The organism is Pandoraea terrigena, from assembly GCF_902459705.1.
Lineage (GTDB): Bacteria > Pseudomonadota > Gammaproteobacteria > Burkholderiales > Burkholderiaceae > Pandoraea > Pandoraea terrigena.
In genome coordinates, this window is sequence record NZ_CABPRU010000011.1 from 16,173 (window position 1) to 41,651 (window position 25,479).

Consider the following 25,479-nt stretch of genomic DNA (forward strand, 5'->3'; position numbering starts at 1 on the left):
GTACCGAGATCGCAGGTGAGTGCGCGGACATCGCCCACCTTCAAAAGATCGACCAACACCCCCGTAGGAGGTGTTGGTTCGATGTTACGTTGACATTCCGATCACGAAGCGGAGTCCGACTCGCGCCAGAGACGCTGCCATGCCCCGGTGAAGCGGGCTGCCATACGCGGCGAATGTCGAAACACGCAAGCGTTCTCCGCATGCTCGTCTGACGCAGCCGCTTTCGTATAGTTGAAACTTCCCGTTTCGACAGCCGTCCCGTCGAGCACCATGAATTTATGATGGAGCATCTTCAAGCGGTTGTCGAACTTCACCGGGATACCACTTTCCATCAGCATTCTGACCTTCGAGGACGACTTCTGATTTTCGGTAGTATCCGCGACCACAGCCACCTTTACGCCACGCGTGTGTGCCGAGATGAGCGCGCGAGCGATGGGCAGAGAGGTGAACGCGTAGGTCGCAACTAGGATCGTGGCCTCGCTACCGGCACGCGGACGAACCTCGCTGATCGCACGGATCACGCGAGCGCTAGCGCCACCTTCCGGTGAGAAACCACAGTCCCAGGTGGCGCCCGTCTCGAACGCTTGTTCTTCCGAGGCGCCTTTGCCGCCATCCCCAGTGGAAGACGTGCGAATGAAGCGCGCCACGTGCGATGGCGCGCTATTGAGCAAGTTCTCGACCGGCCGAATGATCGAGTCCACGCTCTGCGCGTGCAAAAGGGTCCACGGCATGGCCAGCATCATCGCGATGCTCGTGAGTACGACTTTCTGCTTCATGAAATAACTCCTTGATAAGGCTTGTTGCGATTGATCTGGCGTCGCTCGTCCCGAGCAAACGCACTCTCGGCACGACAACCGACGCATCGTTATCCGTCGATTTGCACCACTTTTCCACCTTCTCCGCCAACGTCGACAGCGTCGAAATCCCGCTGCAACGCTGACGCTGGGAGGCAAGCAACTTCGGCTCGATGCGAACCTCCGCCGCCTGCGCCAACACCTGTTCGATCGCCTGCTTGTCAACCGTGACGGCTAGCTCGGCATCGACCGAGTAGCGAACACGAACGAACGACCCGACACATGAAGCGGCTTGCTCTTCGAGCCAGGCCATGTCGGGCACGCCGTCGAACAAAAAGTCGACCATCACGCGTGCCGGTGTCTCGCGGAACTCGAAGTCGCAGTCACGCGGCCCAATGTTCCAGATGAGAAACCCCTTCTTCCCTTCTTCGCCGTAGTGGAAGCGCCCGATCGAACCCGGGTACGCCACACGCTGGACAAAGCCGCCGACTTCACGATCCCACGACTGATGCCGATGGATGTGCCCCAGCATCGTTGCCGTCGACTGCGCTGCGTACAACCCGCCAAGTGAGAACTCGTGGTCCTTGCCGGCCATGGGAACCCCATGCTCGGTCAACGCCCCACTCACCGTGCCGTGCCCGACCGTGACGGTGGCCACGCCGGCGGCGCTTGCTGCTATGTTTTGCGGCGCAAAGACCCCTTGCATCAACCCGGCAAGCACATCGCCCATGGCTTGCGCCACGTGCTCTGCGCCGACCGACGAGACCAGATCCGACTTGTTGACTGTCGGTACGCAAGACACCAGCAGTCGTGCATCGTCGAGCGAGTCTCCGGGCGACACGTAACGCCACTGTGTGCCTACCAACGCCACCTGTCCGATCTTGTCGACCGTCTCCACGGGATACTTGCCACCAGCAAAGCGGTAGATGGCAAGCATTCCTGGATAGTCGTGCAAGAACGTACCCTGCAGGATCAGGACTGGGCAGTGATCCGCCAGGCGCCTGAGTTCCTGCATAAGCTGATGAAGCGCCGCCGAGTGCGCGTCCTGCTTGTGGTCCGTTAGATCGCCGGAGATGATGGCGACGTCAACACGTTCACTAATCGCGGTGCTCACGGCGCTGCCGAAACACTGGCCAGCCTCAAGCAAATTCCCGATCGAGAAATGCAGGTCGCTGAGATGCGCGACCTTGATTCTCCTTGTCTGTTCCTGGTTCATGAGCGACTCCTTCTGCCACTACGTGGCGGTATGAAGGGAGTGCAACAGCTTCCCGATGCCTCACAACAGGCGCATCGGGAAGCCCCCCCGTACAGGGAGGTTGCCCACGGCATGAGCCGTATTCGCTTAGCAGGTAGCAGCCTGCTGCATGGCACCGCACGCGGATTCCATGGCAGCAATACCCGCCTGTTCGCCATTGGCGAAAAGTTGCTTGATATGCGAGATGAGATCGCGCATCTTCGGGAAGTTTCGTTCCCAGTCCCCGACGACGTGTCTGGCGTACTGCGCGAAAAGCTCCGGAGGAATCCGGTAGTCCGCGGTCAGCAAGCGAGACTCGAGGTACGCGTCTGCATTTGCCCCATAGCGGGCCAACTGCGTGATGCCCTCCACTGCCTTCGTGAGTAGATCTTCCTGCATATCCCAGCCGACGCCGTACTTGTGGTCGAGATATCGAAGAGCGAGTGCCTTGTCGCAGCCCCCCGATCGGAATACATCTTCAACCGCGGCGCGAAGCTGCGTTGCACGCGCTCGGTTACCCGTCACGTGCTCGGCGTCGATCACCCCCGCTTCCTGAGTCGGCGCCGCAGCAGCCTCAGCCTCGTCAGCCGGTGCTTGAGCAAGCCACGCCACAGGAGCGACATTCCCAACCGGGTTACGCCCGATTTGGAGCATCGAAGCGATGTCGATGGCAGGCACAATCCGCGGCACCCACTGCAGGCCGGTCTTGCGTTTTCCGTCGCCGTCGAAGTAGCTGCGCTCCTCCTGAACTTTGGTGATCCAGAAGACTGGCTTGCCGGGAGCGTTTGGATTGAAGGTCGGGATATGCCCCAGCGTGCTGCGGATCTGATCAAGCGTCGACCAGATGTTTTCCGCGGCGTACTCCGAGCTGGTTTCCATTTCAACGATGCCAAGGCCGACTACACCTGGGATGTAGAACTTCAGTTGCCCCCGAAACTGGCAGAGACCGGACTGAAACTGCTTGCACACCCGCGGCTCGCACAAGCCCCTAACCTCCCAGTCACGCGGAGGAAGACGCTTGACACCAGCCTGGCGCTGCTCGACGACCTTCTTTGCATCGAGCCCGGGCAAGCGCTCGCAGACCCGTTCTCCGCGATCGTTGAACGCGGAGTGGTAGCGATCCTCGCCCTTGTTGCTCTCGAAACGGTGCGGGAAGAAGTCGAACAGGTCGTTGCTGTGGAAGAAGACCGGGAAACGGCGCAGCTCGCGCTTGCCGTCCACGTCTTCACCGTATAGATCCAGGATCGCATTCGGAAGCACCGACATCACGAAGTCGTCGACCGAGAGGTTGAACGCCTGCGTGTTGACCGGATACATCGGATTCTTAATGCCGGTCTTGGCGGTGATGTCCTTCTCAATCACAGAGGCACGCCGCTGCTGAGCGATGCCATCCTGATAGATCTGTACTGCCGTTGCGTTTTCCTGTGCGGTTCGGGTTAAGACCTTGGTGCCGCAGCGGATCTTTCCAGATGCACGGGGGCCGCCGTAATTGGTGGTCGTGCGCTCGGACAGAATCGATTTCGTCGGTTTCATGGTTTCTGCCTTCCTGGACTTACGTCCGTTCGGGTTATCGATGGCGAGATGCCTTTTCGATCCTCATGCCAGTACTGGCGATTGAAGGAAGGCGTGCGCAGCGCGCACGGCAATGCGTGTGGCATTGCCGTACAGCCGCAGCGTGCTCGTGCGATTTCGAGGGGGGAGAGGAGACAGCGGGCACATTGCCCGCTGTTCCTATTGGGATTACGCGAGCCCCCAGACGCCCCGCTCTTCCGATGTGAAGTCCGGATAGAGTTGAAGGGTCTGGCGAATCTTCTCGCGCCAGCTGCTGTTGGTGTTGATGCGATCAGTCGACGCCGAGACGGCTTCGTAGATCTTCGATAGCGGGGCCTTGCCGCCAAGCTTCATCAGCACGGAGCGGACGATGTTGCGCCACGTTCCCTGAAGTCGTCTTTGCGCCTGGCATGCCATGGCGCCCAGGACGGCGAGAATCGTGCCCGTCTTGCGACGAAACAAAACGATGTACTCGTGCATGATGAACGGCAGATCCATCTTCCCGTACGGCTGGAAGTTGCTCGTCGCATTGTGCTGCGCTTTAATGAGCACGCCGGCCAGCTCCTGTGCCGGTAGCCGGGCGATAATCTCGGCCTGGTAGGACGTGTACACGCCGTTCCGGCGCCAGTCACCGATGATGCAGCCGTAGTAGCCGCCCGGCAAGGTCGCCTCGCGCTGGTTAAGCATGGCGAGATGCATCTTCTGATGGAAGTCCTCGTCGTCCACGCAGCGCGACAGATCGTCGGAATGCGCTTCTTTGCCCCACACCTCGCCCGAGTAGCGAATCATCCCGTGATACGGCGGATGCGACAGCACCAGGTTACCCTGCTCGCCAGTCGCTTCGACGATCGAGTTGCGCAGGATGTTGAAGCCCTGGTGCAGGTCGAGACCATAGGCCGTGATGCCCATCTCCTTGGCGACTTCGATGCTGGTGCCAGACCCCATCATCGGATCGATGAACACCGGGCGCTCGAGGCGGCCGAGGATCTGCTCGAACAGTTGCCGGTAGACGTGGCCGCTGCAGTTGCCGCGCCACTTTGCGTTGCCCCACGGACCGCGGTCCGGGAAGGACATGATACTCATGATTGATCTCCAGTTAGTGCCATTGCTGGCGGGAAAAACCGGAGTGCCGTTGGCACTGCAATGTTGGAGACATGGCAGTGCGCGAGCGAGCTTTTGAGAGAGTGGCTGTGAGACGGACCCGCCCGAAGGCAGGTCCGCACACCGTCTCGTCAAGGATGCCGTGACGACTGAATGCAGAGGCTTAGTCCGCAATATGCGGCTGCGCCCCCAGACCCAGCATGCCCATGATGCAACGGGCAACGGGTTTGAGCGGCTCGGACAACTCGTGCGCAAAATCGATCAATTCACCGACAAACGCTTTCGTGTACGTGCTCATGCTGCTTCTCCTTTAGAGTTGTGGGCCTTTCAACCAAACCGCTTCACGAACCTTTTCAGGCCGCGAACGCCAATCCAACTGGCAGCGGAAAGGTGCAGGGCGAGCATCAGCGCATGGAACGCAAGCAGGACGTAGCCCTGAAACGGATCATGCGTTACATGCTCCACCCCGGCGAAGACGCCGTTGAGGAGCAAGGCAGATGCACCGATTACGAGAGACAGCGCAGAGATGAGAACCACGTCCGCCAGAAACCGCACGAACACGATCAGCCCCTCGTCTACTGACTCTCGGATTTCTTCCTTGAGCTGATGTTCCTGGCTCATAGACTTCTCCCGATTTAAGTTGCTCCAGTCATTTGAACCACCTGACGTGATGCCGGTGAACGGCTGGAAAAATCGAAGCCCAAAAGAGCAAGGACAAGGGAACTTGTCCTTGAGCGATAGGGCAGAGTCTTGCGGAGCGCCGCCCATAGTCAGGCGGACAACGAGGATTGTTTAGCTGCAGCGAGCAGCATCCGTAAGGAAGCTGCCGCTGCACAGGTCGCGGGGGATGATTACTTGCGAGCCCATTGCTCAAGGCGGCTCGCGAAGCGGTACACGGCTTGGTTACTTGCCTTGATTACAGGAAGGGCGACGAGAAGCAAGCCTGCCAAAGCCACGATCTCAAGGATGGTCAGCTTTGTGTGGAAGGCAATGCAAAGCACGCTGATCACGATAGCGATCGCGAGGAATGTCAGATTTCCTCGGAACGCGTAGCGAAGCATTCCGACCAATAGAACGATCGCGGCGATGGGAAGATTCAGAATTCCCAATGAGGGGTGAATCCACTTAGGCCGACGACGCTGTTGGTTCAGATGCTGTTGTTGCTGGTTCATGGCGATCTCCTGATGCCGTAGCGGCGCGTGAAACCGGAGATGCGGTCCTGGCTCATGGTGTGCCTGGTGCGGATGCGACACCCGCAGCAGAGAACCGTATGAAGTGAAAATCCGCGTCCCCTTAAGGAGAGCGGATTTCCTGGTTGCGATTATCGACGACGGTAGCCATCGCCCGACTTGAGGTAAGCCGAGATCGTTGCGCCCGCCAGGCTCAAAATGAATGCCGGCGGCACGATCCCAACGGCTATGAAGATGCCCCACCCTCGCAGGACGCCCCCGATCACGACCGAGTGTCCCGCCAATGCATCGGACATCATCGTAAGCATGGTCAGACGCTCGGCGTGAACCGTAGCGAAGTAACCATCCAGAGCGGCTTGGCCACCGATCTGGAAAAGTTCTGCCCAACCCTGTGTTTCCTGAGCAATACCGATGAACCAAACGACGATCCCCGCGAGCCAGCAAACTGCGAAGGGAATCCATACGCCGCAGCAAAACTCAGACACGGCGGAGTCGAAAGCGGCGATGACTCGGTCGAGGTTCGACGGAGTAGCGTAGATCGATTTCACGTTCATGATTAACTCTCCTTTGCCGTATCGGCGCGTAGAAACCTGGAGAGCGGATCTGGGGGCGAAAATCGCCCCGCCCTTTCCGGACAAGCTGTCGAGGAAGGACTCCGTTAAATTACAGAGGGAGGGAGGAAGACTCGGACGAGTCTTCCTTGGTCGCGATTGACGTTGAGGCCGGCGTGATCAAGATCACGTGGGTCCAATCTCTGGCGTACCGGACGGCTATTCGGACCGAAATCACGGACAGCGGCGACGGGGCGAGAGACGTGGATTCAGATTGCTGTTGATGATTTTCCAGTCGTGCCAGGAAGGCGCGAAATACTGGAACGGCACTGGTTTGGCTACTTTTGCAACCCGAAAGATTGCAGAAATTGCCAAGGCGCCTACTGATCTGCGCGTGCTGCCGCCAATGCGGCGTAACTCATTCTACGTATATCTATCGGTTCCTGCAAACCGAAAATTTGGGGAGGCGGGCCTTTCGGCCCTCCCCCCCCCCAACTCAACTCACTGACAAGCGTCGCATGGCTGGTCGCCCTCATCACCGGGGCGGCGCGTGCACACGAGGCCGAGCGGCTCTTCCTCAATCGGGACAGCATTGAGATTACGCAGTCCCGTGCGCTTCTCGCGATACAAAACGTAGGCGCGAGCCAGAGCGTGATCGACGCGCATGAGCGACAGTTCGACCAGATCTTGGATGTCCTCGATCGGGATGCTTGCTTCCAGCTTTCGCGCGATACGCTCCACCACCGCATCTGCGACCGAGTCGACCAGATCGCGGTCAGCTTGCGACAGCTCTCCTTCGCCCTTTTCCTTCACCCCTCTGACATCCAGCGCGTTCAAGAGGATCGCGGCACGGATCTTCGACGGATCGAAGGCGACCGCTTCCCCGTTACGCTTTACGACGGTCTTGTTGATGATTTTTTCCGATTTCATGAACTTCTCCTATTGATGACGCTTTGCGTCGTTGAAAAGCGGGAAGGTCGTAACAGGCGTTGTTACTCGGCAGGGATGACCTGCAGGGTAAGAGCACGCTGGAACGCTCGCAGACGGGGAGCCGGATTTCTCCGGTGGCCACGTTCTTCCGAGCGCGTTTGAAAAATCGGTCTGAATGGGGCTGGCGCACGAACGCGCATTACGCTGCCTCGTGTCCTCTGGCGGACGTTCTTTACCGATTTCGGAAATGGGAAATCACGACACCCGGATGGGCGCGGTATTACGGAGGCGAACCGGTGCTCTGGTTGCTGTGGCGGCCAATAATATGGACCGATTGGAGCGGCGATGCCGACGACTCGGCGTGTATCGATAATAGTCGAACTTCCCGGAAGCGGCGAATTGCGAAAATTTGCTGGAAAACACCGGCATTCATTCCGACCCGCCTGATCCCTGCGGGGAGAATCCGGAAAGATACTTTGGGCGCGCGTCGCGTGCAGCAAGCTCACCAAACGGACCACTAGCCTTGAATACCGCCGAGCAGTCCCAACAGGAGGATTCCTGGGCCGACGTGCCCTTCACAATCCCCAAGAACCTCGACCGAGTCGAGGCGATCCGGACGAACGTCGTATCGCGCACCGAGATGCGAGTCTACTCCCCGCTCATTCGCCGCTGGGTGGATCGCGATTTCTACTTCGTCTCCGAGCGACTGTTTATCCGCAGCCGCGGACTGAAGACGCGCACGGCAACTGGCAATGCACTGCCCGGGCTGGTCAAGGACCTCAAGTATGCGACGCTGGGCCTCCAGGTGGACGCCGAGGCTTACGACGGTGAGTTGAACGAGGCCATCTTTCGCAAGACGCGGTTCGATCTGATTCTCCTCTTGCCGATGCTTTCGACGCTCTACCGCGAACTGCAGCGGGCGGATCTGGCCATCGCTCAGCTGTACATGTCCGAGTACAACAAGCAGATCACCTACGAGCAGCGCGAAGCCATGCTTCAACCGCTGCACCTGGCGCTCGTCGCAATCAAGCAGCATGCTATGGGCATTGTGCCCAAGACGATGGCTGAGCTTGCGGAAGAACTGCAGATCAGCTGACACCCCAACTGTTCGCCCGTGTTCCGGCGTCATTAGTGGCGTATTCGTGAGCGCGCCGTGCCGCGCAAATGCAGCCATTAAGGAGAGCCTTGCAGTCCCTCCCAGCCCGGCCAAGGCTCCCCGCGGACTTCGTCTTGCTCCCACGCGACTCGCGTTCTCGCTAGCTGAAGAGGCGTCGGAAGAACTGCGTCAAGGCCAAAGTGATTGCACCACCCCTACGCGACCCCGCGTCTGCAGACGTTGCATACTGGTTCGCGATTCCCGGCGGGATCCAGAAGCGGGCACCTGACGCCACGTAGGCACTGATATTCACGTCGCGCGGCTGAATGTTTGGTGGAAAAGCGAACATCGGAAATCCCTCTCGCTCGAATACGCCAACCGCAGTCTCGAGGTCCCGATTCAGTTCCTCATCAAAGACATTCTCGGGATTCAAACCCTTCGGACGCCACGTAAGCCAGCGAGGGACGTTGTGCAGCGCGTCAGCCAGGTCATGGATGGCGGCGATAGTCGTCGGGGTAAGGGGTTGCCTCGCCAAGCACCGAATCTGGACCAGGGCAGCTTGAGTAATGTGCAAGGCCTGCGTCTGCTTCTCGGTCAATTCGACCATCGTCCACTCCTCATTGATTATCCTGCTTGGTCAGGTCCCGGCCATGTTACGCATCCACGAGGTTCGCGTAGGCGTTGTCCTGATCCACGATCCGCTCGATTCCACTTTCCTTGAGGAACATGCTGGGAGGCTTCCCACCGCCAGTAGACAACATCAGGTCCTTACGCGCTCGCGTCATTGCGACGAACATCAGGCGGCGCTCTTCTTCGAGCGTTCCATCCTTCGCCGGGAAAACATCATCTTCGGCGCCAACAACCCAGACATGATCGAACTCGAGTCCCTTTGACCCGTGGGCCGTCATCAACTCGACGACCTTCGGTGCGTCTGCGCCCTCGGGCTTCTTCTCGTCGCGCTTGCTCTGCGCCATCTTGATGGCCGTCAGGCGGTCTTGAACGGTCTGAGCCAAAATCCCCCGTTCCGGGTCCGCGCGGCGCGGCATGAACATGTCTCGCGCGATCTGAATGACGTTTTGGCTGCGTTTGTCCGGAGCGTAGGAGGAAAGCCAGTCGCTGATGCCGTAGATGAGCAGCGTGTCCGCGCCGATCACCAGCGACGACTGCCAGCCCGTGAAGAGCTTCACAAAACCGCGCCACTTCTCCTTAACCGAGTCTTCGATCTTCGCCCTGGCGAAGTCCTCCGACTGACCGAGCAGGAATGCGCCGCGAAATAGCTTCTCGAGTTTGACGATGCTCTGTTCGTCGACACGGCACCAGGACAACAGTTGGTCTATTACCTTCTTCTCCGGCTTCACTACAGCCTGTATTGCCGCGCAGAAGATCATTACCTCAACACTATTCAGGATCGACTCGCCTGGCGGGCGGCGGTACGGAATGCCTAGCGACTGGAGTCGGGCCTCGACTTCATCAAGACGACGGTTATTTCGCGCGAAGATGGCCACATCGCTGCCAAAGCGGAGTGCGTCAGCGGCGTAACGCGCGGCCGCGTGAGCTTCCTCCTCTTGTGTCTTGAAGGTCTTCCATGCCGTCTTGCCGCCCGGCCCCTTCATAGCGACGAGGTTCTTGTCGACACGGTCGAGGTTGTGGTTGATGACCCTCGTGGCCGAGCTAACGATTTCGGCATGGCTTCGGTAGTTGTTGCCCAGCATCAGGCGCTCGGCGTTGAAGCTGCGCTCGAACATCTGCATGCCCTCGTAGCCGAGCGCGTTCCGAAAGCCGTAAATCGACTGGTCGTCGTCACCCACGCCGGTCAAAATGACATTTGCGCGATGGTGCGCGGCCGCCATGTCGAACTGTGGTTTATCGGTGTCCTGGTACTCGTCGATAAAGAGGCGTGTGACGTTGAGCGGCGGCACCGCGCCCGATTCGAGACCAGCGTTAGTCTTCAGAAGGATGTCCTGGAAGTCGATAACCTTCTGCCGGCTCATGATGTCCGTGTAGATTTGGGTCATCTGCTCATGGCGGAGCTCCGCCGCCGGCCGGCCCGACTTCACTTGCTCGATGATTCGGCTTGCCTCTTCGAGCGTTAGGTCTTCGATCGCGAGCTCCGATAGCGCGCGCAGGATAAAGCTACGGCGCATCCCTTCCTTAACGATCTTCCACTTAGTTTTTCCGAACGGCCATGGCCGGCCGGCGATGATGTCTCGACCGAATACGACCTCCCGCCCGTTGTCGGTCGCCAGATCCGGGAACGACATTAGGTTCATGACCGAGTGGAAGGTGCCGACCAGGATCCGGGAAGCGGCTTGCTTGCCAGCGAGTGCGATGGTACGGGCTCGAAGTTCGAGAGCAGCTTCTCGCGTGAACGTGACCGCGGCGATGCGCTCAGAGCGATTTTGCAGAGTCGCCGCGATCTTGCGCGAGATAGTGTTGGTCTTCCCAGACCCCGGGCCCGCGATGACGAGGCAGTTACCTTCGCAGTTGGCTACGGCCATCTGCTCGTCGTTCAGGGGCGCGAGGATTCGCGCAATCGCGTCATTCATGCCGCCACGGCTTCTTCAGTGTGAGCCGCTTGGAGGGGTTTTGCGCCCACCGGCTTCCCCTTCGCTAAGGCGCGGCCGCGCAGCGACTGATTCACGTGTGACGCGAACCCGTAGATCTTGCCGAGAGCCTGTTTGGCGAGCAGTTGGCGCTTTTCGGTTTCGCCGTGGCCAATGAGTTCGTTCCACTCGAGGCCAGCCATCAGCTCCAGCGACTGGTCGTATTTCATCACGCCCCTCAGCATCTTGATGCCGAGACGCGAGCGGAACAGCGCCTTCATGTCGACGGCCGGCGACAGGACTTCCGGCTTGATCCACGGCATTCCTTCGGCCTCCACTTGGATCTTCCCTTCCGTCACCAGCATCGTAACGCGGCCGAGTTCCTTATCGGCGTCGGTGTAGAACTCCTCGACCAGGGTGTGCAGCTGCTCGACGACTTCTTGACACTTCTTGCCGAGCACCATCTCGCCGTAGCGCTGAAGGTTGTGCGAGCAGTAGTCGATTGCGCCGAGATAGCGCTCCAGCGCCGAGCCAACGACACGATCTTTCACGACGACCTGTTGCGAGGCCATCACGATGCCGGCTTCCGGGGTCGTGAGCGCCTTGCGGCCTTTCTCACGCTGACTGGCCGCCTTCTTCATCAGGCGGGCGCGCGTGGCTTCCGGACTTTCGTCGTCGGCGGGAGTCGGAGCCTTCGTACGGCCGCTCTTGTTGCCGTCGGCCATGGACATCTCGACTGCCGCATCCAGATCGCGGAGAGCCGCCTCCGCTTCGAGCTCTGCGGCACTCTTCGGCTGGAGAGCCGTGTCGCCTACGTTGTCCTGACCGCCGAGTCCGGCGGACACAATCTTGCTGATACTACCGGCTACGATGTTATCGGCGCTCATACTGACCTCACTCTGTTGGAAGTCCCGATAGCTTCGCCCCGACCGCATCACAACCAGAATGGAATATCAGACCGTCTGCATCTTTATTCAGCGACGCCGGTACGCTGAGGAACCTGGTTCGGTGCCAACTCGAGTCGGATGTCGATGAAGTCTACATCGCCGGCGTATGCCTGCGTGGTGGGGCGTTGGGGGCTCATGCCAACCCGCATGTCGTCAAGCAGCGCGGCCGATGGAGCCTTTGCCCAACGCACTGCAAAACGGAAGGTGGCTCGGCGGCGCATCGTGTCGATAGCATTACCGAGTGCGCGCAATTCGACTGGCTTGTTCCTGTGGCGGAAGCCCAGGGCAACCACCATCTCTTTTACACTGAACTCTAGGCTCACGAGGGCATTGCTCAAAATGAGGACGATGTCAGAACCTTAGCCGGACGAGGAGCGTCCGTCGAGTCGAATATCGGGCGAGGTGTATGGGGAATGTATGGTTACCAGGCGTTCGGGGCGGACGCCGCCGGGATTGCACACCATTGACGTAATGTGCTTTTTTCATTCCCAACGCTCAATAATTGGCAGTGATCGCATATTCATGAATGCGAGGGAGGTCGAATATTGCCGAATGTGGCCAAGTCATTTGGCTCGGGAGAACTTGCTTCGCTCCCTACTCTCCCGGCATGGCTCACGTATCTCGCTTCCGAATCATTCGTCCGATCCTCATTTTCGCCTGCCTATTCTTCTGCGGCGTACTATGCGCCCGGCCGCCGGCTGCGGCAGCGGGCTACGTCGCGCTGCCCGCGGCTCTTTGGTGTCTGCGCGAGCTCGGCAAGACGTCCCTCTTGTACTTGCTCGGATGGTTCCTTGGCGCACTCAGTAGCGTGGCGATCGGAGTGCTCGACGTGGGCGCCGGCCGCCCGATGGCCCTTACGATTTGGCTCGCGCTCGCCCTGCTCTCGACTCTCTTCACGGCGCCGGCCTTCAGCCGCCGGGCGACGCCGGTCGAGCGTTCGGCATGGGTATTCATCCCGCTGTCGCTGCCCCCCCTGGCCCTGGTTGCCCCTTTGCCGCCTGCCGCAGCGGCTGGCTGGTGGTTCCCGTCGACTAGCGTACTGGGTGTACTGTTCACGATCTGGACCGCGGCGGCCGTGCTTGAGGCGGTCAAGCGCCCGTCGTGGCGACCGCTCTTCGTTCCGACGTTCTGCGCCGTACTATTGAACGTCTACGCTGTTCTCGTACCGGCCATGCAGTCCCGTGTAATCGCCATGAGCCTGCCGGTTGGTAAGCCACCTGTGGACTTCGACGAGTCAATCCGTGCCGCACTGTCGTACGGACCGATCGTGCGGGGGGCCGCTGCGGTGCCTATCGCGTCCGGTGCGCCGACTCCGATTGTCATGCTTCCGGAAAACGTGCTTGGCCCTGTCTCGCCGGGGCTAGTCGACGCACTCCAATTGCCGTCGGCCGTCCGGCTAATCGCGGGCGGATCGGGAGCAGTCCCGTGGGCGGAGCATCTTCAAAAAGGCGTGTGGGTTTTGCCGGATCGTGTGTTCTACCCCGCTATTCAGCCGATTCCTGTTATTGAGGACGGACTCAAGCCGCACTGGAGCGCTATCGGGCGCACGGCGAAGATAGGGGATGAACGTTATTCGCTGCTCGTGTGTTTCGAGGCAGTCACATCTCTTCCCCTTTATCATCTGCACTACCGAACACCGGTCCTGCTGCTCGGCAACGGTTGGTGGGACCGCAGCGGAATCATGGATATCGAGGTATCTCTCGCACGCGCGTGGGCCCGTCTCTTCAACGATCCAATCGCGATTGCACGCGGTTTTCCACTTTAGGGAAAGGCTCCGTAATTCCATAGGTATTTGAGCGCCGCGCTCGAGGACTTCTCACTTATCGTCACACTCATCATGAGTGACGCGATCCTTCCGCACGGCGCAGCGAAACTACAGCCCACCATCACGATGGTAAAGGCTGGGCCGTTCGTTGTTCGCCACTTGGCACCCGGCAAGCCCTTCCTGGAGTTTACGGACGGGAAATATGTCCTCGTGTACCCCAAGCACCCGGACGAGATGCCGATTCTGTCTATCGCGGATCGGCTTCGCTATCGCATCAACCAATGGCTCATTTCGCGTCGGGCAACGTGGTATGTCCCTCCGATGAAGTTCTCGTTTGCATCCTTGCCTACGGCCCACAACGGCACTTCCGCCAGGCCGGCCGCATCGCGCCCGCGCGCTGCGGCGCGAGCCAAGTACAGGGGCCGCATGCGTGCCAGCGTGGTGGCGGTCTCTATTGCCGTCGGTCGAAGTTCTCTGATCGTCTTTCTCGGATTCATGGCGCTGATGGGCGTCACTCGGTTCGTGCATGTCGACGCACAAACCGTCTTTCAATCGGTCCATTTCGGCATTCCGCACTTTCTTACGCCTTGGCGTGAAGCAAACGATCCCGTCGACAGGGCGTTGCATGGGCAACCGAACGGATACTCCGCAATTCCGTACTACCCGAGCATCACGCCACGCACCTTCTCGACACCCCCATCTGGCGACAACTCGCCTCAGGTACGAGATAAGGATCACATCGTCCGTGACGCGGCCAAGGGCTGGATTCCGCTGCCGGGCGGTGGCCCTTTCCCCATGAACATGCCAGCCTATGGTGACGACGGCCAGAAGGGACCGATCAACCTCACGATCCACCCGCCGACGTTCACCTCTCCTGACGCTTATGGCGATGGGGAGGATAGCGGCGATGCAGTGGCGCTGCTCGGAGCAACTCCCACCCCCGTGGCTGCGCCGCCTCGACCCGATTCGGGACATATCGCTCCGAAGAAGGTGCATGGGCCTCGCGTCCTAGCGGTGCACTCTGCTCGTGAGCCAGTCACGCCACGCGCGGTCAATCATCCGACGCCGCAACCCCACCTTGAACCAGTTCAGCAGCAACCGCAGCAGCAGAGCCGCGACACGGTCAACGTGCAGCTTATGCCAACTGCGACGCAGGCCGCACCGACTGTGACGCAGGCCGCACCGACTGTGACGCCGCGCCAAAGCGACGCCAGCGAACCACAGCATCAGACCACTTCGGCAGACGTCCCTGCCACGCCCAAATTCAATGTCGTCACGAAGAACGGTGACGCACTGGTCGTTATGGATCACGGCCAGATGAAACAGATTTCTGTCGGACAGACCCTGCCCGACGGTTCGACGCTGCTTACCGTCCAACAGAGCGGCGGCGGCTTCTCTACCTCCCGCGGCAACTATGTCGCCTACTGAAGACTAGGAGTATTCCATGCAGAACGCAGCACAGCACAACGAGGTTATTGACGGCGCAGCAGCTGTTTCCTATCTCGACAAGTTTCGCTCGCCGGAACCGGTTCAAGCCGAACAACAGCAGGCAATCCCTCGGTCACGTACCGCGCTGCCGAACCTGCGTACGATGTTCGATCGCCTGATCAACATCTTCGGCCGCGACAATGACGGCGTCTTCTACCTTGACCATGAAAAGCACAATATCCGTTCGACGTTCTCGGGCGACTTCGAACTGCAGGGCATGATCAAGACACGCGCGGGCGCGATCTTCAAGGGCTCGCTGCAAAGCTCGGATTCGCTGATCAAGTCAGCCGGTACGGTGGTCATCGACGTCGATGCGGATATCGCAATCGATATCGAATGTGAAACGCTGATCGTGCTAGGTAAGCACTCGGGCAAGGCCACCGTGCAGGGTACGCTCATCAACATGGGCGTGATCAAGGGCGAGTACATGTATGGCGCTCTCGAATCGTTTGGCCGCATCGAAGGCATGGTCGAGCAGATCGCGAACTGATCACCGTTCTCCGTATGCTCTTCCCGGGCCTCTTCTCGCCATGGTCGCGCCGCGCGGCGACCATGGCTGTGCTGGTCTGGTGGGCAGTCCTTTCGTGGCATCACCGTGACTTGTTTCATGAGGTTGCTGAACAGGCCGGCTTGCCCCGCGTGATTTCCGGAATCAAGTGCGCAATCACGAACGGAGCGAGTGCAGCCGCTATCTGCTCCCAGACCGATCCGCAATCCAATCAGCAGAGGCAAAAATGAGTCGCAACTGGGAAAGTGTCTACGCGAACCTCGGCGACGTGACCGATTGCCTGCGTGAAGCAGTTCGTACCCTTCGCAAGGAGGTGCAACACGCGGTGCCGGGTACAGCCCGGGGCACCCCGGCGGTTGACGTGAAGGCGAATCTGGAACAGCGCATCGCATTGATCCAGGAGGCTATTAAACTCGTCGAACAAGACCGCTCCGATTTCTACGTATCGCACACGCCCGAGGTGCGGAGCGCTTGGCCGCAACCGAACTTCCTTTTCGGTGTTCCGTCGGTCGAAGCGTGATCGACTCCCATACGATGAACATGAATGTCGGCTCCCACGTCTTCCTGCTGGGCCCGCATGGTTGCGGCAAAAGCACCATTGGACGCCATCTAGCTGCGCAGGGATACGTCCACTTGAGCATTGGCCTGATTGGCCGTCTCGCTCGCCGTGGCGCTCGCCCGGCCGACCTACCAGTGCGCGTGCTTCAGGTGATGGCACGCCATGTGCCGGGTGAAGCGCTCGATCCGCGCGCCGCTACCGAAATCCTCGACTACGCTCGCAGTCTCGATCGGGTCGTGATCGATGGCTTCCCAGCCCACGTCGAACACCTCGCCCTTCTAAACGACATCGAGCGGTGGAAGTTCGTATACGTGCTGACGCCCCGTCAGATTCGGGAACAACGGCTCAGGGCACGCGCAGAGACCACGAAGCGAGGCTGGTCTCCCGGTCTTAAATCGGTCCGCGATAGCCTTCTTCCCTCGCTATGCTGGCATTTACGATCGAACGGCCAACTCCTTCGACATTTGAACGGTTGACACGCTCGATTATGTAATTATGGGCGAAGGCACACCTCCGCAAGTCGAAGGTCTTCACGATCCCACCTACATCGAGAGCCAACTTCTGTGACGCCTTCCCTCCCCGTAGAGCAGGATATCCGCAGCAGCACTAAGCTGATCGAGACCCTTCTGGAGTATGCGATCCTGTATGCCGCCTCGTCCGCGGAGCCGCGGGATGGATCATGCTGGGAAGCCATCAGTTTCGCGCGTGACTACCTGCGGGAAATGGCGCCCAGTGCCAGCGGATCAGACAAGCAGCCACCCCACATCGATTCGCCTTGGCCTGAACTCCAGCATGAGCTTCTGACGGGCCTGTACGAAGGTCACTTTTCAGTCGACTACCAGCCAGTCTGCGAACTTGCCTCGCACGCGGTCGTGGGCGTTGAAGCACTCGCGCGGTGGGCCCATCCGAAGCGAGGCAGCATCTCGCCAGTCGTGTTCATCCCGGCCGCCGAGCGCGCCGGCTCCATCCACGCATTGGGTCGCTGGATTCTCTTGAAGGGCTGCGAGCAGATGGTCGCGTGGGATCGGGAAGGCCTGTCCATCCCATATCTGTCGGTGAACGTCTCGCCGCTCCAGCTCAATCGCGAAGCATTCCTCGCCTATCTCGACGAGGCGCTGATCATCAGCGGCCTGACTCCGTCGCGTTTGGTGCTTGAAGTGACCGAGAGCCTTAACCTCTTGCACAACAGCTACGCCGTCGAGAAGACATTTCGTGAGCTGCGTGATCGCGGCGTCCGGATCATGATCGACGACTTCGGAACGGGCTTCTCGAGCCTGACGTACCTGCAGAACCTGCCGTTCTCGGCCATCAAGATGGATAGGCAGTTCGTGTCGAAGCTACCTTCCTCCCGCACTGATCTGGAAATCATCAAGGCGATCTCCCAGCTCACTCGCCAGTTGGGTATGGACCTAATTGCGGAAGGCGTTGAGACACAGGACCAGAAGGAAGCGCTCGTCAAGCTTGGCTGCAATTTCATTCAGGGGTGGCTGATAAGCCCTGCACTGCCGGCTGCTGCCCTGAAGCGTGAGTTTGACGAGGGGCGTCTGGCCACGAAGAAGCCGCTCGTGGCGATCGCGGCTTGACGGCTGAGGCCGCCTCTCGCCGCCTAGAATCGCTCCCGCGATTTGGAAGGAATTGCGTCTCGCCTGCTTGATCCTGTACATCTCAGCATCGGCACATCGCAATATCGACTCGAGTAACTCTCCGGGCGTCATTGCCCGCGATCGCCATTCGGTAAATGTGGCCGCACGACGCTTTGGCCGCAGCTTGCTATGAGCGGCTAAAATGGGGCGCAAGATATCTCGGCGGGGCGGCGCTGGCCGGCACTGCGTGAGGGACATCCCTCCGCGCCTTGCGGCGGGAGGGATAATTTCTTCAGGGGTTACACGAGTTCGAGCAACTGCGAAACGATCTGGTCTTTGAGGCGAGCCCCTGGACCAAACCACGCGCTGTTGAGGCGGGTCTCGTTGTTGCGCGCCTGGCGCTCGAAGTCCACGTACTGCGTGACTGCGTTCACCAGACCCCAGGCAGTGTTGCGCACACCGCTCATTTCCGATCCGCGGCCCGAACCGTTGAAGAGCTCCATGATCTTTTTGTAGCCCCGCGTTTCGGTCACGATAGTCGCGACGTTTTCAGCTTGTTGCGCTGCGAGCACGCCTGCCAGCACCATGCCAGCTTCGGTGCTACCCATCGACGTCCTCGAGAACGACTTCATTCGGGTGACGAAGGTGCTCCACGACTCGCCGGCCAGGATGCCGAGTTGGCTCTTCACCACGTCCGGATCGAACTCCGCGTCGTGACGAATACGCACTTGGCTCTCGACGTCCCGGTTCAGCGCGAAACGCAGGGTGTTGTTACACACCACACGCGTGCTCGTGTACATCGCCGTCGTCGCAATCGCACTGTCGTATGACGTCGCGAGGAGCAAGTAGCCCTTCACATTGTCACCCGGAACGATGTCTTGCTTCAGACCTGTGTTCGCGAGAACCCAGATCGTCCGGCCTTCTCGCATCGATCCGGCCGTTTCGATCTGGAAGCCGGCGCTCCGAGTCAGATCGCGGAAGAACTCGAGAACCGAGTCCGGCTGGACGACGCGGTACTTCTTCGTCACGACCGACAGGCCCTTCAGGTTGTCGCTTCGCACGAGTACGTCGTGGCCGTCGAGCTTTAGCGTGTCGCCACCCTCCTCTTCCGAGGAATTGAAGCGCACCGGCCGTCGCAAGATCGACCACTCCAGGCCGGCGGCTTGACGCCACTCCTCGATCGAAGCTCCTCGCTGGACTTGCTGGCCCAGACCGTGCCAAGGCTTGTCACCGGTCCAAGCCATTTCCGCGCGACCAAGTTCGTTGATGGTGAGTTGATGCATTGCTGTTCTCCATTGTTGCGCGGGATTGCGCCCTTGATAATGAAAAAAAGGCAGCCCATCGTTTCCGATGGCTGCCTTGTTGATTGCTTGCTGCGGTGAGTCCCGGTGGGACTCTGTGAATTACCACTCAACTTCCAAGTTCGCGATCTCGTCGAAGCGCACGAGACGCTTCGCATTTATGGGGCCGCCTCGATCCAGATGCCACAGATCGAGGTCGACCGTCATCGTTTGCTCCATGTCGTCGAGCGAATGGCCCATGACCGCACCGCGGATGGCCTCTCCGGAATGAAGCCGGACGCGGAGCAGGAATCCGCCCCCGCTCGCGTCCGCTTCCCGGATCGTTTCGACGATCCTGCTAGCTTTTGCCATGATGAAACTTCCTGGGTGAGCGCCGGACCAGAACGGAGCCGGGTGTTGCGATGGAAGGTTGCTTGAAGGGTGACGTTTCAGTGCAGCCGGACCTCGAGAGATCCGGGAGTGCACAGGGCACGCAGCAGCGGATGAAGCACCGTGCGACGTTGCTCAAGACGCGGGCCACCGATGCAGTAGTCGATCAGGTTCAGGCTACTGTCTGTGATGACAGTGCCGTAGACGAACTGCGAGTTTGACGTCTTCCGGTGAAACTGGAATACACGCGCTTCGTCGTAATCGAACTGTGGAGATTTGAGGATAGTGCGCGCGATGAAGTCAGGATATTCAAACTCGTGCTGTGTTCGAATCTCGCGAAGGTCGCGCTGTTGCAGTTGCCCGACGTCTAGGAGCTGACCGGGGGCATTGATCGGATCGGAGTACCGATGTCTCGGGGCCACAAACTTCGTGACTTGGCCCGGACCTACGACCTCTTTCACTTGAATGACTTTCAGGATTCGCTCGTAGGAGCGGTTCCCTATGTCAGGAACGGGAATTTCCATTTCGTCCTCCCTTTTTTTCACCTGATGCCGCCAGCGCGGCTGCTGAGAAAGAGGACGCCATCCGTTGGATGGATGTACGGATCATACCCCAAGAACTTGCTGGTGAAAACACACATGCTTCAAGCTGGTTGCTCGTTCCAGGCATTCGGCAAACTCTCAAATCCAGTTCGGGGGTATGCACTATCCATTCGCGAAACTACCATTTCCACGTTCATTTGCATTCCGTAGAATGGCGAGACAATTAACGTATGAAGACGGTGTGGCAATCGGGCCTGCCGTGATGAACGAGGTGGTTATGAATCCACTTATGCCCTTGGTCGCAGTTGGGTGGCTGATCCGCATCATCGGGATGTGCGTCTGGGCGGTCGCCTTCTCGCACGTCTCGCATGGTGGCCTGGTCACGCCGACGGACATCGACAAACTCATGTTCGCGACGATCGTCGTGCCGGTTCTGATCGTGCTCCCAGACTTCTACAAGGCCTGGAAGTTCTTGCTGGCCTACGCCTTGGTAGCGGCCGGCGCCATCACTGTTGTCAGACTGGCGCACACGGGATGGTCAACTGTGCTGACGGTACTGGGCATCTGGACGTTTCTACTCTTTGCACACCCGCGGATCCGCCCGGCGCTCCTAAATTTTCGGGCGCGGCTTAACGGAGGTGCGTCTCAGCCGATGAATCCGGCTCAGGCTGCCACCTCAGCGCCGCGCCAGGCCCGCCATGGTATTCAGAATCAGCCGCCGCAACCGCCTGCACCGAGTTATGACTTTTCGGACAGTATGAGCACTCCGCGCTACAAGTTCGCGGACGTGGTCGGTATGGCCGAGACGAAGGAGCGCCTGCTCGCCGCAGCGAAGGATGTGATCGCCGCGCGCGCGACACCACGCAACGGCATCCTCCTGTTCGGTGATCCAGGGAACGGGAAAACGTTGTTTGCCGAGGCGCTTGCTGGCGAACTTAACGTGCCTTTCTTCTCGATCGCTTACGGCGACATCGCTTCTATGTGGGTTAACGAGTCAGTGCAGAAGGTGAAGGCAGCATTCGCGGCGGCCCGCAAGACGGGCTTCGGTGTGTTCTTCATCGACGAGATTGACTCGTTCTTAAAGGAGCGTAGCGGCAATGGCTCGCACCACATGGACCGCGATCTGACCAACACGATGTTGACCGAGATCGTGAATCTGCGCGGCACGAAGATCGTGCTGGTCGCGGCGACGAACCACCTGGACGACCTCGACAGTGCCGGTGTTCGCGAAAAGCGCTTCGACTTCAAGGTGGAAATCCCGGCGCCGGATCAGGAGGCTCGCCAAGCCATCTTGCGTCGTGCGATCGGTGGCACTGCTGGTTACGATGTGGCCGAGCCTGCCGTGATCACGACGCTGGCAGAGCGTTGGGCGGGTTACAGCGCGGCACGTCTGACCGCTGTAGGCGAGCAGATCGGCGAAATGCGCCGTAGCGGCGAATTCGCTGGCAAACTCAGTTTCGAGATAGGCATGCGTGCGTTGCGTCTGGTTCAAGGCCGCAAGGGGAAGCTTCCGGAGACGGTGAAGAGCATCGACGAGATTCTGATGCCGGAAGAGTCGCGTAATGTCCTCAAGGACATGGCCTTCAAGATGGCGAACGTGTATTCGCTCGAAAAGATGGGTAGCCGCTTGCCGACTGGTCTGATCTTCGTTGGCCCGCCGGGTACGGGCAAGACCCAGGCCGCGATGGCGCTCGCCAAGCAAGCAGATTGGGCCTTTCTCAAGATCATCGGCTCGGAAATCGCGGCAAAGCCCGAAGCATGGGACAAACTGTATAAGACGGCGTGCGACATTCGCCCGGCAATCGTGTTCCTAGACGAAGCGGACGGAATTCTGCGCGACCGTCAGTATTCCGGCTACGGCATGCTGACCGAGAAGATCCTAACCACCATCGACGGCGCGGGTGGCCGAGTGCGCGACCTGCTGTTCATCGCCGCGACGAACTACTACGACCGGATCGACAGCGCGGCGGTGCGCGGGGGGCGCTTTGAGGAGAAGATCGTTTTCGACGTGCCTGAAATCGAGGATATGCAAGCGTATATCCGCGCCAAGCTGGATCGCCTCAGCGACTGGACGGTCGAAGCATCGGTCGAATTGCTGCTCTGCGAGCACCTCCTCGGCCACTCGATTGCTGATGCCGACGCGGTGATCCAGAAGGCGATCGACGCCGCCGCGGTTCGCCGCCTGCGCGAAAACACCACCGACATTCGGGAATCGGACGTGGGGCAGGCCGTGAAGGCTGTGCTGCGTGCTCCCGCAGGTTCGATGTGATCGTGACCGGGGTCAGGCGTCGCCCTCTCCTTGGCCTTTGCTCGCCTATTGTTTGATCTTTTCGATATGTCCATTGACCAATCCGAAGCCGTTGATCTCGACGTACTAGTGCCGCTTCTCCTCAAGCGGTTCCGCGACCGTAACAACCCGAATGCGGGATTTCCTGACAGCCAGATCCGCGCTAAGCTGCGCGACATAGGGGTTGTACTTCGTGCCGGCGATTTCGACAAGCTCGCGCTGGCTTTGCGACGGACTCCCATCGCGCCGTCCGCCGAACTGCTTGCTCAAGTGCGGGCGCAGCTCGGCGAGCGTAAGCCGACGAAGCCGAATATACGGCTCGTCGCGGACGAGCTTGGGTTGTCTCTGACATACCGCCAGCGGATCGGGGTATATCTGCATGTGGTTGACAGAAAAACGACCACGATTACGGACGAAGTGTTGGCTGACCTGCGGGCCAAGAGCGCAGGTTGGCCACTCACGCGCGCGAGCATCGGCAACTTGGCTGCGTCGCTCGGCTACAAGTTGCTGCGAAAGGACGTCGACCAGGTCACGCGTCTGCTGCGCCTCGACGCGGCACAGCAACATCCGGTCGTGATGAGCCGGCCAACGTTGGAGTTGGCCAAGGTACTGTCCAAGAAGGCCGGCGTGTCCATCGAAACGGTTTTTCTCCGTGCGTTGGTGGACAGTGCCTTAGGAATGCTGGACCACCAGCGGTTCCACTTCGACCCGCGCGGGCGGGATCCCCTGAGTGTCCAGCACGTCCGTCTTCGCATGCAGGTCATCGACCCCGCCAGCTTCCCGCGTGAGGTGGAAGTGGCCGTCTGAGAGATCAGGACCCAGGACTTTCCGCCGCGCCCAGGGCTCCAGTCATGGCGCCGACCATGCCCTCGATACTGCCGGCCGTGGCGGGCGTGACAATCCAGCGGCCGCGTACCGCTATCGCGGGAACTGCAGAAAGGTCCATCGCGCGGAATGCCTTGTCGCCAGCATCGATCCGCTCCAGCATGTCGGGGGCGTGATACGCGTCCACCAGTCGCTGAGCCTCAATGCCCTCCTCCCTTGCCCACTCGGCCAGATCATGGTCCGACGCCGGGAAGTCGGCCTTACGCGCGACGGCCTGGAAGGCGGCCTCCTGCAAGCGCGGAATCGCGCCGAGGCTGTCGAGCGCGTTGAAGAGCGCGGCCTCGCGGGCCAGCTCCGGACGGCCGCCAGTGACCGGGACGCGCTTCAGGATGACGGTCGGCCCCAGCTGCTTTGCCCATACCTCAAGCATGGGCTCGAACGCGCGGCAATGCGGGCAGCCGTAGTAGAAATAGTCCACCACGACGTTGCGCTCGGAAGCGGTCGCAGTGGCAAGAACGGACCGGGTTTGCGCGAGATCGTAGCCTGTGTCGGTGCGCTTGTAGTCACCGTTTGGGTGCATCCAGCCAGCTACGCCTACGGCTATCAGCGCTCCTACAGACGCCGAGATAGCCGGCACTTTCCAGCCTTTGGTCCAGTGGATCAAGATTGACCTCAAATGGGATTGGGATGGATTGAGTGTGCCCGAGAGCTTGGGGATTGGAAGCCCGAATGAGGGGGGAACTGAGGGGAGATTATCCGCCGCTAGGGAGGAGCGGAAGAATAGCGTTCCTGAATGGGCACGTCCGATGCAGTCCGGCAGTGGCCAGGATTACGTTGGAGCCTATTCCGAAGCTGCCTTGGCACCAGATGCCAGCGGTGCTGCGGCAAGTTCGTCCAGTTCCGTGACTGGCGTTGGATCAACCGGCCCAGCCAAGCCAAAAGTGAACGACATTGGCCTCACAGATAATCAGGTTCTGCTCGGGAAGGCAAAGCCGTCGGATTGGTTCGATTCCACGATTGATCCAGTCAACAAGACGATTTCGGTCAACGTCAACGTGAAGTACGATACCAGTACGTTGACGGGTGCTCAGGCGACTAGGTTGATGTCCTTAACCCAAGATGGGGTGTCTGTAGTGGTCAACTGATCCCGGACACTGCGTTAAGTTTTTCTTCTGCGACTGCCGGCGCCACACCGTTATTGAATTGATGCGGTCGAATCCAGTTGTACCGCTGCATCAGGTAATGGCTGATGTCTCGATGGGCTTCTCCGGCACTCATGTATCCAGTGCTCGGCACCCATTCCGTTTTCAAGCTTCGGAACAGGCGTTCCATCGGGCTGTTATCCCAACAATTTCCACGCCGACTCATGCTCTGCTTGATTCGATAGCGCCATAGTCTCTGACGGAATTTCCGGCTGACATATTGACCGCCCTGGTCGCTGTGGAACATCAAGTCCGTAGGCCGACCGCGTTGCTCGAATGCCATGTCTAATGCCTTCACCACCAGGTCGGCATCGGGGCTCGTCGAGAATGACCAGCCGACAACGCGGCGAGTGAAAAGGTCCAACACCACGGCCAAATAATGCCAGCGCCCCTGTGCCCATAAATACGTGATGTCGCCGCACCAGACTTGATTCGGTGCCGCCACATCGAACTCGCGATTCAAGACGTTCGGAATGTCGATGCGCTCCACCGTAGCGCGCTTATATGCGTGGTTGCCAGGTTGCTTGCAAATCAAGCCGAGCTCGTCCATCAGACGGCTGACCTTAAAGCGCCCAATCGTCGTGCCTTGCTCGCGCAGCATGCCCATGATGCTGCGGCTGCCTGCTGAGCTTCGGCTCTCGACAAACAACTCGTGCACGCGACTGCGCAGTGCCATTCGTGCCGCATCAACTCGCGCTCGACGATTTCTGTATGCGTAAAAGCACGACCGAGGTATATCGAACAACTCACACAACATGGCTACCGGAACGCCGTCGCCGACCTGGTCGATTATTTCGTACGTTCTATCCCTTCCGACATCAGTAGCGCGGTAGCTTTTTTTAAAATGATCTTCTCCCTCTCGAGGCGTTCAATCCGCGCTTCCAGCTCCTGGATGCGCTGCTGCTCTGGCGTCATTGCAGGACTCTGAGGCGTGATGCCGCGGCGCTCCTGGTGCAGTTGTTGAACCCAACGGCGCAGAACCGACTCCGCGACGCCGACCGACCGGCTGGCATCGACGTGGCTATAGCTCTGGTCGAGGACTAGAGATGCAGCACTGCGCTTGAACTCAGGGGAAAACGTACGACGTTGCTTGCTCATCAGACACCTCTTCAT

28 protein-coding genes are annotated in these 25,479 nt (G+C 59.6%); 10 read left to right on the forward strand and 18 right to left on the reverse strand.

The features are described from left to right. Positions 1 to 101 precede the first annotated feature (101 nt). From PTE31013_RS18995 to PTE31013_RS19025, 9 genes are all read right to left on the reverse strand, one after another. Positions 102 to 776, reverse strand: a complete 675-nt coding sequence (locus PTE31013_RS18995; protein WP_174978638.1) for a phospholipase D-like domain-containing protein — start codon at positions 774 to 776, stop codon at positions 102 to 104. Further along, on the reverse strand, positions 661 to 2,010 hold the full coding sequence (locus PTE31013_RS24885) for a metallophosphoesterase family protein (RefSeq protein ID WP_174966671.1): 1,350 nt from the start codon (positions 2,008 to 2,010) through the stop codon (positions 661 to 663). The genes PTE31013_RS18995 and PTE31013_RS24885 overlap by 116 nt, the downstream gene beginning before the upstream one ends. A gap of 126 nt (positions 2,011 to 2,136) precedes the next feature. Then, positions 2,137 to 3,561, reverse strand: a complete 1,425-nt coding sequence (locus tag PTE31013_RS19000) for a recombination directionality factor (protein ID WP_150609263.1) — start codon at positions 3,559 to 3,561, stop codon at positions 2,137 to 2,139. A 207-nt stretch (positions 3,562 to 3,768) separates the two neighbouring features. Continuing rightward, positions 3,769 to 4,662, reverse strand: a complete 894-nt coding sequence (locus PTE31013_RS19005) for a hypothetical protein (RefSeq protein WP_150614334.1) — start codon at positions 4,660 to 4,662, stop codon at positions 3,769 to 3,771. Positions 4,663 to 4,843: 181 nt separating this feature from the next. Then, positions 4,844 to 4,978, reverse strand: a complete 135-nt coding sequence (locus tag PTE31013_RS25285) for a hypothetical protein (protein WP_281351832.1) — start codon at positions 4,976 to 4,978, stop codon at positions 4,844 to 4,846. A 29-nt stretch (positions 4,979 to 5,007) separates the two neighbouring features. Next, positions 5,008 to 5,301: a hypothetical protein gene (locus tag PTE31013_RS19010; RefSeq protein ID WP_150609267.1), complete on the reverse strand. Its 294-nt coding sequence runs from the start codon at positions 5,299 to 5,301 to the stop codon at positions 5,008 to 5,010. A 230-nt stretch (positions 5,302 to 5,531) separates the two neighbouring features. Continuing rightward, complete coding sequence (locus PTE31013_RS19015; protein ID WP_150609269.1) at positions 5,532 to 5,852, reverse strand: hypothetical protein; 321 nt, start codon at positions 5,850 to 5,852, stop codon at positions 5,532 to 5,534. Positions 5,853 to 6,001: 149 nt separating this feature from the next. Then, positions 6,002 to 6,424, reverse strand: a complete 423-nt coding sequence (locus PTE31013_RS19020; RefSeq protein ID WP_150609271.1) for a hypothetical protein — start codon at positions 6,422 to 6,424, stop codon at positions 6,002 to 6,004. A 498-nt stretch (positions 6,425 to 6,922) separates the two neighbouring features. After that, the gene (locus PTE31013_RS19025) at positions 6,923 to 7,351 is read right to left on the reverse strand and encodes an ATP cone domain-containing protein (RefSeq protein ID WP_150609273.1); all 429 of its coding nucleotides are present in this window, start codon (positions 7,349 to 7,351) and stop codon (positions 6,923 to 6,925) included. A gap of 523 nt (positions 7,352 to 7,874) precedes the next feature. Here PTE31013_RS19025 and PTE31013_RS19030 point away from each other — a divergent pair. Beyond that, entirely contained in the window at positions 7,875 to 8,447 is a 573-nt protein-coding gene (locus PTE31013_RS19030; protein ID WP_150609275.1) for a hypothetical protein, read from the forward strand. Positions 8,448 to 8,607: 160 nt separating this feature from the next. Here the strand turns inward: PTE31013_RS19030 and PTE31013_RS19035 are convergent, their stop codons facing one another. From PTE31013_RS19035 to PTE31013_RS19050, 4 genes are all read right to left on the reverse strand, one after another. Then, entirely contained in the window at positions 8,608 to 9,054 is a 447-nt protein-coding gene (locus PTE31013_RS19035) for a hypothetical protein (protein ID WP_150609277.1), read from the reverse strand. Between the two features lie 46 nt (positions 9,055 to 9,100). Beyond that, positions 9,101 to 10,993 (reverse strand): ATP-dependent helicase, encoded by a 1,893-nt coding sequence (locus PTE31013_RS19040; protein WP_150609280.1) that lies wholly within the window; start codon positions 10,991 to 10,993, stop codon positions 9,101 to 9,103. Next, positions 10,990 to 11,877, reverse strand: a complete 888-nt coding sequence (locus tag PTE31013_RS19045; protein ID WP_150609282.1) for a hypothetical protein — start codon at positions 11,875 to 11,877, stop codon at positions 10,990 to 10,992. Before PTE31013_RS19045 ends, PTE31013_RS19040 begins: the two co-directional genes overlap by 4 nt. An 83-nt stretch (positions 11,878 to 11,960) precedes the next feature. Further along, positions 11,961 to 12,260 carry a hypothetical protein gene (locus tag PTE31013_RS19050; RefSeq protein WP_150609284.1) on the reverse strand — a complete coding sequence of 100 codons (300 nt, stop codon included), beginning with the start codon at positions 12,258 to 12,260 and terminating at the stop codon, positions 11,961 to 11,963. Between the two features lie 284 nt (positions 12,261 to 12,544). On the opposite strand from PTE31013_RS19050, the gene PTE31013_RS19055 reads away from it, so the two are divergent. The 6 genes from PTE31013_RS19055 (at position 12,545) to PTE31013_RS19080 (ending at position 17,840) form a co-directional block, all read left to right on the forward strand. Next, positions 12,545 to 13,702, forward strand: coding sequence for a carbon-nitrogen hydrolase family protein (locus PTE31013_RS19055; RefSeq protein ID WP_150609286.1), 1,158 nt, complete (start codon positions 12,545 to 12,547; stop codon positions 13,700 to 13,702). A 27-nt stretch (positions 13,703 to 13,729) separates the two neighbouring features. After that, on the forward strand, positions 13,730 to 15,130 hold the full coding sequence (locus PTE31013_RS19060) for a hypothetical protein (protein WP_150609288.1): 1,401 nt from the start codon (positions 13,730 to 13,732) through the stop codon (positions 15,128 to 15,130). A gap of 16 nt (positions 15,131 to 15,146) precedes the next feature. Continuing rightward, complete coding sequence (locus tag PTE31013_RS19065; protein ID WP_150609290.1) at positions 15,147 to 15,680, forward strand: polymer-forming cytoskeletal protein; 534 nt, start codon at positions 15,147 to 15,149, stop codon at positions 15,678 to 15,680. Between the two features lie 244 nt (positions 15,681 to 15,924). Continuing rightward, positions 15,925 to 16,218, forward strand: a complete 294-nt coding sequence (locus PTE31013_RS19070; RefSeq protein ID WP_150609292.1) for a hypothetical protein — start codon at positions 15,925 to 15,927, stop codon at positions 16,216 to 16,218. Between the two features lie 14 nt (positions 16,219 to 16,232). Then, positions 16,233 to 16,733: an AAA family ATPase gene (locus PTE31013_RS19075; protein WP_150609294.1), complete on the forward strand. Its 501-nt coding sequence runs from the start codon at positions 16,233 to 16,235 to the stop codon at positions 16,731 to 16,733. Positions 16,734 to 16,820: 87 nt separating this feature from the next. Continuing rightward, positions 16,821 to 17,840 (forward strand): putative bifunctional diguanylate cyclase/phosphodiesterase, encoded by a 1,020-nt coding sequence (locus PTE31013_RS19080; protein WP_150609296.1) that lies wholly within the window; start codon positions 16,821 to 16,823, stop codon positions 17,838 to 17,840. Between the two features lie 299 nt (positions 17,841 to 18,139). Here the strand turns inward: PTE31013_RS19080 and PTE31013_RS19085 are convergent, their stop codons facing one another. From PTE31013_RS19085 to PTE31013_RS19095, 3 genes are all read right to left on the reverse strand, one after another. Next, complete coding sequence (locus PTE31013_RS19085) at positions 18,140 to 19,123, reverse strand: DUF932 domain-containing protein (RefSeq protein ID WP_150609298.1); 984 nt, start codon at positions 19,121 to 19,123, stop codon at positions 18,140 to 18,142. A 120-nt stretch (positions 19,124 to 19,243) separates the two neighbouring features. Further along, a complete protein-coding gene (locus tag PTE31013_RS19090; RefSeq protein WP_150609300.1) occupies positions 19,244 to 19,492 on the reverse strand; it encodes a hypothetical protein in 249 nt (82 codons plus the stop codon). A gap of 77 nt (positions 19,493 to 19,569) precedes the next feature. Then, positions 19,570 to 20,034 (reverse strand): hypothetical protein, encoded by a 465-nt coding sequence (locus PTE31013_RS19095; protein WP_150609302.1) that lies wholly within the window; start codon positions 20,032 to 20,034, stop codon positions 19,570 to 19,572. Positions 20,035 to 20,329: 295 nt separating this feature from the next. Here PTE31013_RS19095 and PTE31013_RS19100 point away from each other — a divergent pair, with 295 nt between their 5' ends. Continuing rightward, positions 20,330 to 22,321, forward strand: a complete 1,992-nt coding sequence (locus PTE31013_RS19100; protein ID WP_150614335.1) for an ATP-binding protein — start codon at positions 20,330 to 20,332, stop codon at positions 22,319 to 22,321. Positions 22,322 to 22,387: 66 nt separating this feature from the next. Next, positions 22,388 to 23,146, forward strand: a complete 759-nt coding sequence (locus PTE31013_RS19105) for a hypothetical protein (protein ID WP_150609306.1) — start codon at positions 22,388 to 22,390, stop codon at positions 23,144 to 23,146. A gap of 4 nt (positions 23,147 to 23,150) precedes the next feature. On the opposite strand, the gene PTE31013_RS19110 is transcribed toward PTE31013_RS19105, so the two are convergent. Then, positions 23,151 to 23,828, reverse strand: a complete 678-nt coding sequence (locus PTE31013_RS19110) for a thiol:disulfide interchange protein DsbA/DsbL (RefSeq protein WP_150614336.1) — start codon at positions 23,826 to 23,828, stop codon at positions 23,151 to 23,153. 142 nt (positions 23,829 to 23,970) lie between these two features. Here PTE31013_RS19110 and PTE31013_RS19115 point away from each other — a divergent pair, with 142 nt between their 5' ends. Then, complete coding sequence (locus PTE31013_RS19115; protein ID WP_150614337.1) at positions 23,971 to 24,309, forward strand: hypothetical protein; 339 nt, start codon at positions 23,971 to 23,973, stop codon at positions 24,307 to 24,309. On the opposite strand, the gene PTE31013_RS19120 is transcribed toward PTE31013_RS19115, so the two are convergent. Then, positions 24,302 to 25,464 (reverse strand): IS3 family transposase gene (locus PTE31013_RS19120; protein ID WP_150609532.1). Its coding sequence is split into 2 segments (ribosomal slippage): positions 24,302 to 25,200 and positions 25,200 to 25,464, totalling 1,164 coding nucleotides; the frame shifts between segments, so codons are not numbered across the junction. The genes PTE31013_RS19115 and PTE31013_RS19120 overlap by 8 nt on opposite strands. Between the last annotated feature and the right edge of the window lie 15 nt (positions 25,465 to 25,479).

Excerpts from the sequence above, each read along its gene's own strand:
- PTE31013_RS19045 (WP_150609282.1), bottom strand. The coding sequence starts at position 11,877 with ATGAGCGCCGATAACATCGTAGCCGGTAGTATCAGCAAGATTGTGTCC.
- PTE31013_RS19105 (WP_150609306.1), top strand. The coding sequence starts at position 22,388 with ATGTCCATTGACCAATCCGAAGCCGTTGATCTCGACGTACTAGTGCCG.
- PTE31013_RS19055 (WP_150609286.1), top strand. The coding sequence starts at position 12,545 with ATGGCTCACGTATCTCGCTTCCGAATCATTCGTCCGATCCTCATTTTC.
- PTE31013_RS19015 (WP_150609269.1), bottom strand. The coding sequence starts at position 5,852 with ATGAACCAGCAACAACAGCATCTGAACCAACAGCGTCGTCGGCCTAAG.
- PTE31013_RS19115 (WP_150614337.1), top strand. The coding sequence starts at position 23,971 with ATGCAGTCCGGCAGTGGCCAGGATTACGTTGGAGCCTATTCCGAAGCT.
- PTE31013_RS19075 (WP_150609294.1), top strand. The coding sequence starts at position 16,233 with ATGAACATGAATGTCGGCTCCCACGTCTTCCTGCTGGGCCCGCATGGT.
- PTE31013_RS19000 (WP_150609263.1), bottom strand. The coding sequence starts at position 3,561 with ATGAAACCGACGAAATCGATTCTGTCCGAGCGCACGACCACCAATTAC.
- PTE31013_RS19065 (WP_150609290.1), top strand. The coding sequence starts at position 15,147 with ATGCAGAACGCAGCACAGCACAACGAGGTTATTGACGGCGCAGCAGCT.
- PTE31013_RS19040 (WP_150609280.1), bottom strand. The coding sequence starts at position 10,993 with ATGAATGACGCGATTGCGCGAATCCTCGCGCCCCTGAACGACGAGCAG.
- PTE31013_RS19010 (WP_150609267.1), bottom strand. The coding sequence starts at position 5,301 with ATGAGCCAGGAACATCAGCTCAAGGAAGAAATCCGAGAGTCAGTAGAC.
- PTE31013_RS19100 (WP_150614335.1), top strand. The coding sequence starts at position 20,330 with ATGAATCCACTTATGCCCTTGGTCGCAGTTGGGTGGCTGATCCGCATC.
- PTE31013_RS19095 (WP_150609302.1), bottom strand. The coding sequence starts at position 20,034 with ATGGAAATTCCCGTTCCTGACATAGGGAACCGCTCCTACGAGCGAATC.
- PTE31013_RS19090 (WP_150609300.1), bottom strand. The coding sequence starts at position 19,492 with ATGGCAAAAGCTAGCAGGATCGTCGAAACGATCCGGGAAGCGGACGCG.
- PTE31013_RS18995 (WP_174978638.1), bottom strand. The coding sequence starts at position 776 with ATGAAGCAGAAAGTCGTACTCACGAGCATCGCGATGATGCTGGCCATG.
- PTE31013_RS19005 (WP_150614334.1), bottom strand. The coding sequence starts at position 4,662 with ATGAGTATCATGTCCTTCCCGGACCGCGGTCCGTGGGGCAACGCAAAG.
- PTE31013_RS19025 (WP_150609273.1), bottom strand. The coding sequence starts at position 7,351 with ATGAAATCGGAAAAAATCATCAACAAGACCGTCGTAAAGCGTAACGGG.
- PTE31013_RS24885 (WP_174966671.1), bottom strand. The coding sequence starts at position 2,010 with ATGAACCAGGAACAGACAAGGAGAATCAAGGTCGCGCATCTCAGCGAC.
- PTE31013_RS19085 (WP_150609298.1), bottom strand. The coding sequence starts at position 19,123 with ATGCATCAACTCACCATCAACGAACTTGGTCGCGCGGAAATGGCTTGG.
- PTE31013_RS19020 (WP_150609271.1), bottom strand. The coding sequence starts at position 6,424 with ATGAACGTGAAATCGATCTACGCTACTCCGTCGAACCTCGACCGAGTC.
- PTE31013_RS25285 (WP_281351832.1), bottom strand. The coding sequence starts at position 4,978 with ATGAGCACGTACACGAAAGCGTTTGTCGGTGAATTGATCGATTTTGCG.
- PTE31013_RS19035 (WP_150609277.1), bottom strand. The coding sequence starts at position 9,054 with ATGGTCGAATTGACCGAGAAGCAGACGCAGGCCTTGCACATTACTCAA.
- PTE31013_RS19070 (WP_150609292.1), top strand. The coding sequence starts at position 15,925 with ATGAGTCGCAACTGGGAAAGTGTCTACGCGAACCTCGGCGACGTGACC.